The following is a 12,681-nucleotide window of genomic DNA, read 5'->3' on the forward strand; positions in this document are numbered from 1 at the left end:
CTCTCGCTATGAAGAACAGGAAGACGCTGCTCGCAGGGCTGTGCGGCGTGAGCCTCCTGCTCGCTGCCTGCGGCACCTCGGGCTCCGACTCCAAAACGGGGTCGGCGCCGGGCGCACAGGGCTTCACGCCGCCGAAGCTGGCCGCGCTGACGCAGCTCGGCCAGCCGGAAGGCCAGCTGAACGTGCTCGCGTGGCCCGGTTACGCGGAGAACGGCTCGAACGACGCGAAGGTCAACTGGGTCACGCCGTTCGAACAGCAGACCGGATGCAAGGTCAACGTCAAGCCGTTCGGCACCTCGGACGAGGCCGTGACGCTGATGAAGACCGGGCAGTACGACGTGGTCTCGGCGTCCGGCGACGCCTCGCTGCGGCTGGTCGCCTCGGGCGACGTCGAGCCGGTCAACACCGCGCTCGTGCCGAACTACAACGACATCTACCCGTTCCTCAAGAACAAGTCGTGGAACAGCGTCAACAACGTCGCCTACGGCGTCCCGCACGGCTGGGGCGCGAACGTCCTGGCCTACCGCACCGACAAGGTGCAGCCGGAGCCGAAGTCGTGGTCGCCGATGTTCGACGAGAAGTCGCAGTTCAAGGGCAAGGTCATCGCGTACGACTCGCCGATCTACATCGCCGACGCCGCGCTGTACCTGATGGCGCACCAGCCCGACCTCGGCATCAAGAACCCGTACGCGCTGGACGACAAGCAGTTCAAGGCGGCCACGGACCTGCTCAAGAAGCAGCGCCCGCTGGTCGAGGAGTACTGGTCGGACTACCTCAAGGAAACGCAGTCGCTCAAGAGCGGCGACGGCGTGATCGGCACGGCCTGGCAGGTGACGGTGAACCTCGCGAAGAGCGAGGGCGCGCCGATCGCGGCCACGGTGCCGAGCGAAGGTGCGACCGGCTGGTCGGACACCTGGATGGTGTCCGCGAAGTCGCAGCACAAGACGTGTGCGTACAAGTGGATGGACTACATCACGAGCCCGAAGGTGAACGCCCAGGTCGCCGAGTACTTCGGGGAGGCCCCGGCGAACTCCAAGGCCTGTGCGGAGTTCAAGGACAAGTCGCTGTGCGACACCTACCACGCCAACGACGCCGCGTACGCCGCCAAGATCCAGTACTGGACCACGCCGATCCCGCAGTGCCTCGACGGCCGCACGGACGTCAAGTGCAAGGACTACGGCGACTGGACCCGGGCCTGGACCGAGATCAAGGGCTGAAGTGACTCTCGCGGATGCCGGTACCCACCGCGCCGGCATCCGCGAGTCCGCCGGGGGCTGCGGGCCCTCCCCAATGTTCCCGCAGCCCTCGGCTTTTTCTCCCTTCCACACCCGAAAGCGCTAAGACATGACCGCCGTGAGCCCGCCGAGTCACCGCATCTCGGCTTTCTTCCACCGCAAACCCAAGCTGCGCCTCGGACTTCTCCTCACCGCGCCGATGCTCTGGCTCGGCCTGGCCTACCTCGGCGCGCTCGCCGCCCTCTTCATCACGGCCTTCTGGTCCACCGACGTCTTCACCGGCAAGGTGGTCACCGACTGGTCCTTCGACAACTTTGTCACTCTTTTCAGTGATTCTGTTTATCGCACGATCACGTTCCGCACAGTCGGCATCGCGCTGCTGGTGACCGTGATCGACGCGGTGATCGCGTTCCCGATGGCGTTCGCCATGGCCAAACTCGCGTCGCCGCGGACGCAGCGGCTGCTGGTGATCATGGTGATGACGCCGCTGTGGGCGAGCTACCTGGTGAAGGCGTACGCGTGGCGGACCCTGTTGTCCGGCAACGGGGTGCTGAACTGGCTGCTGGACCCGCTCGGCCTGTCCGGCCCGGGTTACGGCGTCACCGCGACCGTGATCACGCTGTCCTACCTCTGGCTCCCGTACATGATCCTGCCGATCTACGCGGGCCTCGAGAAACTTCCGACGTCCCTGGTGGACGCTTCCGGCGACCTCGGCGCGAAATCGTTCCGCACGTTCCGTTCGGTGATCCTGCCGCTGACCTTCCCGGCGATCGTGGCGGGCTCGATCTTCACCTTCTCGCTGTCGCTCGGCGACTACATCGCGGTGAAGATCGTCGGCGGTACTTCGCAGATGCTCGGCAACGTCGTGTACGACAACATCGGCGCGGCCAACAACCTGCCGTTCGCCGCGACCGTCGCGACGGTTCCGGTCGTGATCATGCTCGTTTACCTGGCCGCGGTGCGTCGCACCGGTGCGCTGGACAACCTCTAGGAGACCGCCGTGCGGATGTCGAAACCCGCCCGGGTGCTGTTGTGGACCGCGCTCGGGGCCGGATTCGCGGTGATCTATTTCCCGCTGCTGGTGGTCCTGCTGAACTCGGTGAACGCGGACACTACGTTCGGGTGGCCGCCCAAGAGCTTCACTCTCGAATGGTGGGGCCGGGCGATCACCAACGAGGGTGCCCTGCATGCCTTGTGGACCAGCGTCATCGCCGGTCTTTCGGCGACCGCGATCGCTTTGGTGCTCGGTACGATGGCCGCGTTCGCTTTGCAGAAGTACCGGTTCTTCGGGCGCAATTCGTTGTCGCTGCTGGTGATTCTGCCGATCGCGCTTCCCGGCATCGTTACCGGTATCGCGCTGAACAACGCGTTCCGGACGATCTTCGGGCTCGACCTCGGGCTGATGACGGCGATCATCGCGCACGCCACGTTCTGCATCGTGGTGGTGTTCAACAACGTGGTCGCCCGGTTGCGCCGGATGGGCGGGAACCTCGAAGAAGCGTCGATGGACCTTGGCGCGGACGGGATGACGACGTTCCGCCTGGTGACGTTCCCGATGCTGCGATCCGCTTTGCTGGCAGGCGGGTTGCTCGCCTTCGCGCTGTCGTTCGACGAGATCATCGTGACGACTTTTACCCTCGGCACCGGTATGGAAACGCTGCCGATCTGGATCTACAACAACCTGTTCCGGCCGAACCAGGCCCCGGTGGTCAACGTGGTCGCGGCGGTGCTGATCATCGTGTCCACGGTGCCGGTTTACCTGGCACAGCGGCTTTCCGGCGGCGACAGCTCCAGCGGCGGCCGGATCTAGCTCGGTACAAGTCCGTGAGGGGAACCCTGAGGGAATCTGATTCCTTCAGGGTTCCCCTCACGGCTTTTAGCGCGGTAAACCGGTTGCCGCGCCTCGGGAACAGCGGGCACAGTGCGGTCCGTGGACATGCGTGAGCACGGCGGCGACGGTGCCCCGATCGTCTTGCTGCACGGCGGCGGGGGCCGCACGAGGCACGACTGGGATCACCTGGTCCCACTCCTGCCCGAATTCCGGATCGTCACGTACACCTTCCGCCCGGGACCCTGGAACTGGCGGCGGGCACTGACCGACCTCGCCGACGTCATCCAGCATTTCGGCCTAGACCGGCCCGCCGTCATCGGACATTCGCTCGGCGGCATGCTGGCGGCGCTGTGGGCCACGGAACATCCCGAATGCCCGCTCGCCGTCAACCTCGACGGCCACACCAATCCCACCGGCCCGGTGCTGCGCGCCTTCATCGACGAGCAAGTCCGGCTGTCCGATGACCCCGATCTCGGCGCGCTGATCGCGGCGTTCGACGAACTAGACCTGATCGCGACTTACCGGACCACGCGGTGCCCGCTCATTGTCGTCTCCTCGATGCGGCCAGACGCCGAGATGATGCTCCCCGAAGAGGTCGGCGTCGCCTTCGCGCGCTACCGCGAGGAATTCGGCGAACAGCTAGCCGCCGCGGCCGCCGACACACCACTGCTTTCCTTGCACGAGACGAACACCGGGCACGACGTCCACCTCGAAGCAGCGGAGGAAGTCGCCGACCTGATCCGCGCCGGGTTGATTACCGGAACCGGTCCGTCGCCTCGCGCAGCGCGGGAATCACACCAGGATCGCTGACCGCGTGCCCGGCGCTCTCGACCAGCTTCAGCTCGGACCCGGGCCACGCCCGATGCAACTGGTACGCGGTGATCGGCGGGCACACCGCGTCGTAACGCCCCTGCACCAGCACGCCCGGAATCCCGGCGAGCTTCCCCGCGTCCCGGATCAGCTGGCCTTCTTCCAGCCACGCGCCATGCTGGAAGTAGTGCACCGCAAGGCGAGCGAATGTCAGCGCGAACTGCGGATTCGCGTATTGGTTCACAAAGGACTGTTGCGGCAGCAACGCCACCGTCGCGCCTTCCCAGACGCTCCAAGCGATCGCGGCCCGCTCGCGCACGGCGCGGTCGGGGGAGTGCAACAGTTCGGCGTACCCGGCGAGCGGGTCTTCCGTATTGTCCAGCGGCTCCAGGAAAGCGTCCCACTCGACCGGGAAGAGATTCGCCGCGCCGCCACGGTAAAGCCAGTCGAGTTCCCGCTGGCGCACCGTGAAAATCCCGCGCAGCACCATCTCGGACACCCGCGACGGATGGGTTTCCGCGTACGCCAGCGCAAGCGTCGAGCCCCACGAGCCGCCGAACAGTTGCCACCGCTCGATGTTCAGCCGTTCGCGCAGCAGCTCCATGTCGGACACCAAGTGCCACAACGTGTTCGCCGACAAGTCGTCGCCCGCGTTGGGCGTGCTGCGGCCGGCGCCGCGCTGGTCGAACAGGATGATCCGGTACGCCTCGGGGTCGAAATGCCGCCGGGTCATCGGCGCGGTGCCGCTTCCCGGCCCGCCGTGCAGTACCACCACCGGTTTCCCCTGCGGGTTCCCGGCTTCCTGGCAGTAGATCCGGTGCCCGTCGCCGACGTCCAGCATTCCGTCGGCGCGCACCGGGGTCGGCGGGTAGAGCTCGTCCATGCCGGACACTCTTCCCGAAAGCTTCCGGCTTCTCAAAAGTAGGGTGGGGGCCCGCCCCCGCCGCCGGGCTGAGCGGGCCCCCGTCTGTGATCGCGGTCAGCAGCCTGGTGTCGCGGCTACGTTCGCGAAGCCCTTCCCGGCGTTCGTCACCTTGTTGCTGGCGCAGACCTTGTTCCCGGTGGCCGCTTTGACCACGTAGAAACCGTAGGCCGAGGGCGCCTGCACGTCCGCGGTGTTGTCCGAGAAGGTGTTGTTCTGGCCCCACCCGTCGACCTGCACGTGGACTTCGAACGATCCGTAAGTCGCGTCGTGCACGAAGACCTTGCTGCCCTTGTTGCCGGTGACCAGGTATCCGTTGCCCTTCACGTCGACCCAGCTGTCGGCGTAGTTCTCGCCGCTCTGGCCGGTGCCGTCGAAGGTGTTGCCGCGCAGTTCGCCGCCGGTGGTGCCTTCCTTGACGTCGATCGACTCCGCGCGCACGTTCGGCCCGATCTTGTTGCCGATCGCCTTGTTGCGGTCGCTGTGATCGGGCTGCCCGTTCGGCCAGTTGCTGTTGGCCGAACCGAAGTAGATGCCCTCGCCGAAACCGCCGTTCTCCTTGCCGGTGTCGGAGATTTCGGAGTTCTGCACGACGTTGTCGCTGCTGTCGTGCTGGAAGTGGATGCCCTCGTTGCCGATGCCGGTCACCTTCAGCCCGTCGACCAGCGTGTGGTTGACGCCCAGCGCCATCACGCCCTTCTGGCCGCCGGTGACGGTGAATCCGGACAGCGTCCAGTAGCTGCCGGTCAGTTCGATGGTGCGGCCGCCGGACGCCTGCACGACCGCGCTGCGCGGGCCGGTGAGCGTGATGCGTCCGCTCGCGGTGCCGCTGGCGGCGGCCTTGAAGTTGCCGGTGTAGGTGGTGTTCGCGGCCAGCTGGATCGTGGTGCCCGGCTTGGCCGAGGCCAGCGCCGTCTTCAGCTCGGCGGAAGTCTTGACCGGGACAGTCCCGGCGGACGCCGCGGGTGTGGCGAGTGCGAGCAGTGCTGCGGCTCCGGCAGTGGCTGCCAGAACCCGATCGCGGACGCGCATTCCAACCCTCCTCGTCGAGGCTCGATGACTTCGGATGCGGCGTGCGCTCACGCTAAGACATCGAGAGAACACTGGTCAAGTACATGATTGATGTTCATGGATGTGAACACGGTGAACAAAGGGTGGCCGGTAAGTGTCGCCTGCGACTGTTCCCGCCCGGCTTGCTCGGAGTTAACCCGGTCCTCGGTAGCTTTTCCGCGGAATGCCCGAACTGCGGCGAGAAAGGCCCGTTGAATGTCCGCGGTCAGCTACCTCGAGTCCATTGTCGTCGGCGCTTTGCAAGGCGTGTCGGAATTGTTTCCGGTGTCCAGTCTCGGGCACAGCGTCCTGTTGCCCGCGCTCGTCGGCGGAAGCTGGGGACGCGACCTGAGCATCGGGAAGGACTCGCCGTATCTCGCGGTGCTGGTGGCGATGCACGTCGCCACCGCGATCGCACTGGTCCTCTTCTTCCGGCGCGACTGGGTGCGCATCGTCACCGGCCTGTGGACGTCGATCCGCCATCGCGAGGTCCGCACGGCGGATCAGCGGCTCGCGTGGCTGCTCATCCTCGCCACGATCCCGGTCGGGATCGCCGGGCTGCTGCTGGAAAGCCTGCTGCGCGACGTACTCGGCAAACCGGTGCCGGCGGCGATCTTCCTGGCGCTCAACGGCGGCGTGCTCTACGCGGCGGAGAAGTTCTCCCGGAAGCCGAAAGCGGAGGTCTTGCGCGAGGAGGAGACCATCGATTTCAGTGCCGAGGAGACGATGGTGATGCGCGCGGTGACCCTCGACGAGGCGACCGACGTCCGGCTGTCGAAGCTGAGCGTGAAGGAGGCCGTGCTCATCGGTTCGGCGCAGATTTTGGCTCTGCTGCCCGGGATCAGCCGCTCCGGCATCACCATGGTGGCCGGCCTGCGGCGTGGTCTCGACCACGAGGACGCGGCGCGTTTCGCCTGGCTGCTGGCGACTCCGGTGATCCTCGCCGCGGGAGCGTTGAAGATGCCGTCGCTGTTCACGCCGGAGAACAAGGCGTCGCTCGGACCGGCGCTGGTCGGCAGCGTGGTGGCGTTCGTGGCGTCCTACATTTCTGTCCGTTTTCTGACGAAATACTTTGAAACGCGTACCTTGACCCCCTTCGCCATCTACTGCGCGGTCGCCGGAATCGGCAGTCTGATCTTCTTCGCGGTGTCAGGGGCGGCGTAGGACGCAATTCCGCCGGGTGCACACTGAAGGCATCGAAATCGTGCCTGACCTGCCGCCGCTGAGCGGATCGACGTTGTTCACGGCCTGGACCTTGGACGTCCCGGCCGTGCTTGTCGCGCTCGTGCTCGGCACCGGTTACGTCGTGGCGGCACGCCGTCAGGAGTGGTCGGCCGGACGGACCACAGCGTTCCTCGCCGGGCTGGCCACGCTCATCCTGGTCACGTGTTCGTTCCTCGGGGTGTACGACACGACGCTGTTCTGGGTGCGCGCCACGCAGAACACTGTGCTGCTGATGGTCACGCCGCTGCTGCTCGCGCTCGGCGCGCCGGTGACGCTGCTGATGCGCACCGCGCCGCCCAGGGTCGCCACGTGGCTGCGTACGCACGGCCGTGGCCGCTTCGCGCAGTTCATCACCTTCCCGCTGTGCGTCACCGTGGTGTTGATCGCGCCGTTCCTGCTCATCTACCTCACGCCGCTGTACGAGCTTTCGCTCGACTCAGCGGTCGTCGGCGGCCTCGTGCGAGTGGCGCTCGTGCTGGCCGGCTTCTTGTACTTCTACAGCCGCGTGCAGCTCGACCCGACGCCGCGCAACGGCTCGCATCTGGTGTCAGTGTGGATCTCGTTCACCGAAGTGGTCTTCGACGGCGCGCTCGGGCTAGTGCTGTGGCTCGGCCCGTTGCTCGCGCCCGCGCATTACGACGCGGTGCACCGCGATTGGGGACCGGACCGGCGCACCGACCAGATCATCGGTGCCGGGGTGCTGTGGATCGGCGGAGACGTCGCCGGGCTGCCGTTTGTCGGCGCGCTGTTCATCAGGTGGTCACGAGACGACGAAAAACGGGCGAAACGGCTCGACCGGAAACTGGACGAGGAGGCAGCGGCAGGCGAAGCACCGGCGAAGGGATTGTGGTGGGAGAACGATCCGGAACTCGCCGAACGGTTCCGCCGCTCGTGAGTGCCGGCTCGCACCGGCACTCACGAGGCAGCTCAGTGGAACGCGTGCTCGGGCGCGGGGAACTCGCCGCGCCGGACGTCCTCGGCGAACGCCGTCGCGGCGCTCTGCAGCACCCCGGCGACATCGGCGTACCGCTTCACGAACCGCGGCGCCTTGCCGCGGCGCAGCCCGGCCATGTCCTGCCAGACCAGCACCTGGGCGTCACAGTCCGGGCCGGCTCCGATGCCGACCGTCGGGATCTTCAGCTCGTGCGTGACGCGCTTGGCCGCCTCGGCGGGGACCATCTCCATCACGACCGCGAACGCGCCGGCTTCCTGCAGGGCCAGCGCGTCGGCGAGCAGCTTGTCCGCCGCTTCGCCGCGCCCCTGCACCCGGTAGCCGCCGAGGTTGTGCTCGCTCTGCGGGGTGAAGCCGATGTGGCCCATGACCGGGATCCCGGCCGAGGTGAGCGCCTCGACGTGCGCCGCGAACCGGTGCCCGCCTTCGAGCTTGACCGCGTGCGCGCGGCCCTCCTTCATGAACCGGACGGACGTGGCCAGCGCCTGCTCCGGGGAAAGCTGGTAGGAACCGAACGGCAGATCGGCCACCACGAGCGCCCGTTTCGCCGCCCGGGTGACCGAGCGGACCAGCGGGAGCAGCTCGTCGACGGTGACCGGCAGCGACGTGTCGTAACCGAACACGTTGTTGGCCGCGGAGTCGCCGACCAGCAGGACGGGGATGCCTGCTTCGTCGAAAAGCTCGGCGGTATACATGTCGTAAGCGGTGAGCATGGGCCACGGTTCGCCGCGGTCCTTCAGCTCGCGCAGATGGTGGATCCGGACTTTTCGCGGCTTGGCCGTGCCGGTGCTCGCGGGGCCGGTTCCGTAAGGGGCGGCCACCTCGCCGGCGGCGCCATCGGGTTGGGCAGACTGGGCAGACATCGTCGTCGACCGTCCTTCCCTCGAGGCCTCGCTGAGGTCCCCGGGTCGTGGAGTCAATACCGGACACAGCGTGACACGCGCGCGGGAGGGCCCCAAGGTCGTGCGACCAGCTTCACACGGCCGGGTAGCGACAACCGTTTTGCCTCCTGTGACGTCTTGATAGGCACCGGACCGATATGCGTCCGGTGGTGAGAAAGTCCGGCGCCTCCCTCGACGGAGTGGCCGCGCCGCAAGAAAGGTACCGATGGGAACCCCAGTGAGCGCCCGCCCGCGCAGCCTTGGCTGGAAGGCCCGCGCCGGCGGTCTCGTGGCCACTGTCGTGCAGCTCGCGGCCATTTTCTCGGTCGTGCTGCTGCTCGCCGGCGGACGTCACGGGCACCTGCTGAACGGCATCGACATGGCGTTCAGCGCGGTGAGCGTGCCGACCAGTTCGAGCCTGGTGATCGTGCTGCTGCTCGTCGTGCTCGGCGCGGCCCTGCGCAGGCGCAAGAAGGCCGCGCTGTACGTGCTCGTGCTGTTCCAGGTCGCCGGCCTGATCACCACGCTGGTCCTGCAGGCACTGCTGCTGTGGGCTCCCGACCTGCTGACTCTCACCGCCCGGCAGATGCGCCACATCCCGACGCAGGTGGGCGCGCTCGCAGTGGCCGACGTCGTCTCGATCCTGCTGATCGTGTTCCTGCTGGCGCTGCGGCCCGCGTTCCCCGCTCGGCTCGCCCCCGGTGCCTGGTGGAACGGGCTTTCCGTGCTGTTCGTCGGCTTCCTCGGGGTGATCGTGTGCGGCTGGGCACTCACCGAGGTATTCCCGGGCAGTCTTGGCGACGCGTGGGAGCGGTTCGCCTGGGTGGTCAACCACGCGACTGGCGAGAACCTGCAGCTGCGCCGCATCGGCGTCGGCGAGGGACCGGCGTGGATCGACGTCGTTCTCGACCTCGGCGCGACCTTCGTGTCCACTGCCGCGCTGTACACGCTCTTCCGCGGCGTACGCAGCCGTCGCATTCGGACAGACGACGAAGAACTGCAGTTGCGCCGTCTGCTCGGCGAGTACGGCGAAGACGACTCTCTCGGCTACTTCGCCACGCGTCGCGACAAGAGCGTCATGTTCGCGCCCAACGGCCGCGCCGCGGTGACGTACCGCGTGCTGGCCGGCACCACAGTGGCGAGCGCGGACCCGATCGGCGACCCCGACGCGTGGCCGGACGCAGTGCAGGCGTGGCTCCACGAAGCGCGTACGTACGGCTGGACGCCGGGCGTGCTCGGCGCGAGCGAGAAGGGCGCGAAGGCGTACGCCGCGGCGGGGCTGCGCGCGCTGCAGATCGGCGACGAAGCGGTCCTCGACGTTCGAGAGTTCACTCTCACCGGCCCTGAGCGGAAGTCCGTGCGACAGGCGGTGAAGCGGATCCAGCGTGCCGGGTACACCGCGCAGGTCCGTCGGCACAGCGAAATCCCCGAAGACGAGATGGTGCAGCTGCTCGCCCGCGCGCAGCAGTGGCGCGTCGACGAGACCGAGCGCGGCTTCTCGATGGCGCTCGGCCGTCTCGGCGACCCGAGCGACGGCCGCAGCGTGATGGTCGAGGCGTACGACGCGCGCGGCGAGCTGCGCGGTCTGCTGTCCTTCGTGCCGTGGGGCCGCCGAGGCCTCTCGCTGGACCTGATGCGTCGTGACCGGGACGCCGAAAACGGGCTCAACGAGTTCATGGTCGCCGAGGTCGTCGCGGCCGCGCAGCACGTCGGCGCGCAGCGGATCTCGCTGAACTTCGCGATGTTCCGCGCGGTGTTCTCCGAAGGCGAGCGCATCGGTGCCGGACCGGTGCTGCGCGCGTGGCGTGCGGTGCTCGGTGTCGCGTCGCGGTTCTTCCAGCTGGAATCGCTGTACCGGTCCAACGCCAAGTACGGCCCGGAGTGGGAACCGCGGTTCCTCTGCTACTCCTCGGCGCGACGGCTCCCGCGGGTCGGCATCGTCGCGGGCGCGCTGGAGGGCTTCGTGCCCACCGGGCGCGCGCGGTCGCTGCGGCTGGAGAACGTGGGGGAGGACTTCGTCGCGCAGGTCCGGCGGATCGACGAGGAAGCGGCGCAGGTCGTGCCGCGGCCCAAGCGCCGTCCGGAACAGGTGCGCGTGCGAGTGGCCAAAGTGGACAAACTGCGGGAGCTCGGGGTGGACCCGTACCCCGTCGGCTTCTCCCGCGAAGACCAGCTCGGTGACATCGTGCACACGTTTTCCGGACTGGAACCGGATTCGCACACCGGAAAACGCGTTCGGGTGGCCGGTCGGGTGCTCGCCCTGCGCACCCTCGGCGGCCTGTGCTTCGCGCGGATCAAGGACTTCTCCGGCGAACTGCAGCTGATGCTCGACGCGAAGGTCCTCGACCTCACCGGCTGGCGCACCGGCGTCGACCTGGGCGACCACGTCGGCGTGAGCGGCGAGGTAATCACGTCCCGTCGAGGCGAGCTGTCCGTGCTCGTGGACGAATGGACCGTCACCGCGAAGTGCCTGCACCCGTTGCCGGACAAGCGAAAGGGCCTCACCGACCCGGAGACGCGCGTACGTCAGCGCTACCTGGACCTGGCGGTCAACCCGGACTCCGCGAACATGCTCCGCCTGCGCTCGACGGTCGTCCGGGCCGTCCGGGAGCGTCTGCACCAGGGCGACTTCCTCGAGGTCGAAACCCCGATGCTGCAGACCATTCACGGCGGTGCCAACGCGCGGCCGTTCGTCACGCACATCAACGCGTACGACATGCGGATGTACCTGCGGATCGCCCCGGAGCTGTACCTGAAGCGGCTGTGCGTGGCCGGCGTCGAGCGGGTTTTCGAGCTGAACCGGAACTTCCGCAACGAGGGCGTGGACGCGACGCACAACCCGGAATTCACGATGCTGGAGGCGTACCAGGCGTACGCGGATTACAACGCCATGCGCCACCTGATGCGCGACCTGATCCAGTATGCCGCCGAAGCCGCGTACGGCGCACAGATCGTGCGACGCCCAGACGCCAACGGCCGAGTCGTCGAACACGACATCTCCGGCGACTGGCCAGTGATCCCGGTGCACAAAGCCGTGTCGGACGCCCTTGGCGAGGAAATCGACTCCCGCACGCCGATCGCCACCTTGCGGAAGCTGTGCGCCGCCGCCGGAGTCCCCGTGCCGGAAGAAGCCAGCGCGGGCGACTTGGTCCTGAAGGCGCACGAGCATTTGGTAGAAGGTTCGACGGTTCTGCCGACCTTCTACACGGACTACCCGACCGAGGTCTCCCCGCTGACCCGCCAGCACCGGACCGACCCGCTCCTGGCAGAACGCTGGGACCTGATCGCGTTCGGCTCGGAAGTCGGGACCGCGTACACGGAACTGACCGACCCGCTCGAACAGCGCCGCCGGTTGGAAGCGCAGTCCTTGCGCGCCGCGAGCGGGGATGTCGAGGCGATGGAGCTGGACGAGGACTTCCTGCTGGCGCTGGAACACGGAATGCCCCCGACCGGCGGGCTGGGTCTCGGGGTGGACCGGCTGCTGATGATGCTGAGCGGAACGTCCATTCGGCAGACGGTGCTGTTCCCGTTCGTCCGTCCGCAGGGGTGAGGTCGTGTTCGGGGCTTGACCTGCCCCCGGCCTGAACGGGCAACGCCCGCTGCGGGTTTTGTCGGCTTCTCGCCCAGTTCGGCGGGGCTGGCAGCTCTGCCTGAAGTCGACCCGTTCTCGCTTGGTTAGCTGGGCGGAGGTCGTGCTTCTCGTCGGCCGTGTCGGCAACTGCAGACACGGTGCTGCGGTAGCTGCCTGCTGAATTTTGCCGCCGCCTGCTTCCGCT

At 67.4% G+C, this 12,681-nt stretch carries 10 protein-coding genes; 7 read left to right on the plus strand and 3 right to left on the minus strand.

Annotated elements, in window-relative coordinates; genetic code table 11:
* The first annotated feature begins 8 nt into the window (after positions 1 to 8).
* From ACZ7SW_RS22145 to ACZ7SW_RS22160, 4 genes are all read left to right on the plus strand, one after another.
* Positions 9 to 1,217, plus strand: coding sequence for an ABC transporter substrate-binding protein (locus ACZ7SW_RS22145; protein WP_470232294.1), 1,209 nt, complete (start codon positions 9 to 11; stop codon positions 1,215 to 1,217).
* A 127-nt stretch (positions 1,218 to 1,344) separates the two neighbouring features.
* Positions 1,345 to 2,226 (plus strand): ABC transporter permease, encoded by an 882-nt coding sequence (locus tag ACZ7SW_RS22150; RefSeq protein WP_470232295.1) that lies wholly within the window; start codon positions 1,345 to 1,347, stop codon positions 2,224 to 2,226.
* 15 nt (positions 2,227 to 2,241) lie between these two features.
* The gene (locus ACZ7SW_RS22155) at positions 2,242 to 3,045 is read left to right on the plus strand and encodes an ABC transporter permease (protein ID WP_202506820.1); all 804 of its coding nucleotides are present in this window, start codon (positions 2,242 to 2,244) and stop codon (positions 3,043 to 3,045) included.
* A gap of 126 nt (positions 3,046 to 3,171) precedes the next feature.
* Positions 3,172 to 3,876: an alpha/beta fold hydrolase gene (locus tag ACZ7SW_RS22160; protein ID WP_470232332.1), complete on the plus strand. Its 705-nt coding sequence runs from the start codon at positions 3,172 to 3,174 to the stop codon at positions 3,874 to 3,876.
* On the opposite strand, the gene pip is transcribed toward ACZ7SW_RS22160, so the two are convergent.
* A complete protein-coding gene (gene pip / locus ACZ7SW_RS22165) occupies positions 3,821 to 4,759 on the minus strand; it encodes a prolyl aminopeptidase (protein ID WP_470232296.1) in 939 nt (312 codons plus the stop codon). The two genes, ACZ7SW_RS22160 and pip, sit on opposite strands and share 56 nt — an antisense overlap.
* Positions 4,760 to 4,855: 96 nt before the next feature.
* On the minus strand, positions 4,856 to 5,830 hold the full coding sequence (locus tag ACZ7SW_RS22170; protein ID WP_470232297.1) for a right-handed parallel beta-helix repeat-containing protein: 975 nt from the start codon (positions 5,828 to 5,830) through the stop codon (positions 4,856 to 4,858).
* Between the two features lie 234 nt (positions 5,831 to 6,064).
* On the opposite strand from ACZ7SW_RS22170, the gene ACZ7SW_RS22175 reads away from it, so the two are divergent.
* The gene (locus tag ACZ7SW_RS22175) at positions 6,065 to 7,012 is read left to right on the plus strand and encodes an undecaprenyl-diphosphate phosphatase (protein WP_470232298.1); all 948 of its coding nucleotides are present in this window, start codon (positions 6,065 to 6,067) and stop codon (positions 7,010 to 7,012) included.
* A gap of 16 nt (positions 7,013 to 7,028) precedes the next feature.
* Entirely contained in the window at positions 7,029 to 7,967 is a 939-nt protein-coding gene (locus tag ACZ7SW_RS22180; protein WP_470232299.1) for a cytochrome c oxidase assembly protein, read from the plus strand.
* Between the two features lie 32 nt (positions 7,968 to 7,999).
* Here the strand turns inward: ACZ7SW_RS22180 and panB are convergent, their stop codons facing one another.
* Positions 8,000 to 8,887, minus strand: a complete 888-nt coding sequence (panB, locus tag ACZ7SW_RS22185) for a 3-methyl-2-oxobutanoate hydroxymethyltransferase (RefSeq protein WP_470232300.1) — start codon at positions 8,885 to 8,887, stop codon at positions 8,000 to 8,002.
* A 244-nt stretch (positions 8,888 to 9,131) separates the two neighbouring features.
* Here panB and lysX point away from each other — a divergent pair, with 244 nt between their 5' ends.
* On the plus strand, positions 9,132 to 12,455 hold the full coding sequence (lysX, locus tag ACZ7SW_RS22190) for a bifunctional lysylphosphatidylglycerol synthetase/lysine--tRNA ligase LysX (RefSeq protein ID WP_470232301.1): 3,324 nt from the start codon (positions 9,132 to 9,134) through the stop codon (positions 12,453 to 12,455).
* Positions 12,456 to 12,681 lie beyond the last annotated feature (226 nt).

The sequence above is a fragment of the Amycolatopsis sp. NPDC114484 genome (genome assembly GCF_055633755.1).

Coding starts and splice junctions, on each gene's coding strand:
- ACZ7SW_RS22155 (WP_202506820.1), top strand. CDS start 2,242: ATGTCGAAACCCGCCCGGGTGCTGTTGTGGACCGCGCTCGGGGCCGGA.
- panB (WP_470232300.1), bottom strand. CDS start 8,887: ATGTCTGCCCAGTCTGCCCAACCCGATGGCGCCGCCGGCGAGGTGGCC.
- lysX (WP_470232301.1), top strand. CDS start 9,132: ATGGGAACCCCAGTGAGCGCCCGCCCGCGCAGCCTTGGCTGGAAGGCC.
- ACZ7SW_RS22150 (WP_470232295.1), top strand. CDS start 1,345: ATGACCGCCGTGAGCCCGCCGAGTCACCGCATCTCGGCTTTCTTCCAC.
- ACZ7SW_RS22175 (WP_470232298.1), top strand. CDS start 6,065: ATGTCCGCGGTCAGCTACCTCGAGTCCATTGTCGTCGGCGCTTTGCAA.
- ACZ7SW_RS22160 (WP_470232332.1), top strand. CDS start 3,172: ATGCGTGAGCACGGCGGCGACGGTGCCCCGATCGTCTTGCTGCACGGC.
- ACZ7SW_RS22145 (WP_470232294.1), top strand. CDS start 9: ATGAAGAACAGGAAGACGCTGCTCGCAGGGCTGTGCGGCGTGAGCCTC.
- ACZ7SW_RS22170 (WP_470232297.1), bottom strand. CDS start 5,830: ATGCGCGTCCGCGATCGGGTTCTGGCAGCCACTGCCGGAGCCGCAGCA.
- pip (WP_470232296.1), bottom strand. CDS start 4,759: ATGGACGAGCTCTACCCGCCGACCCCGGTGCGCGCCGACGGAATGCTG.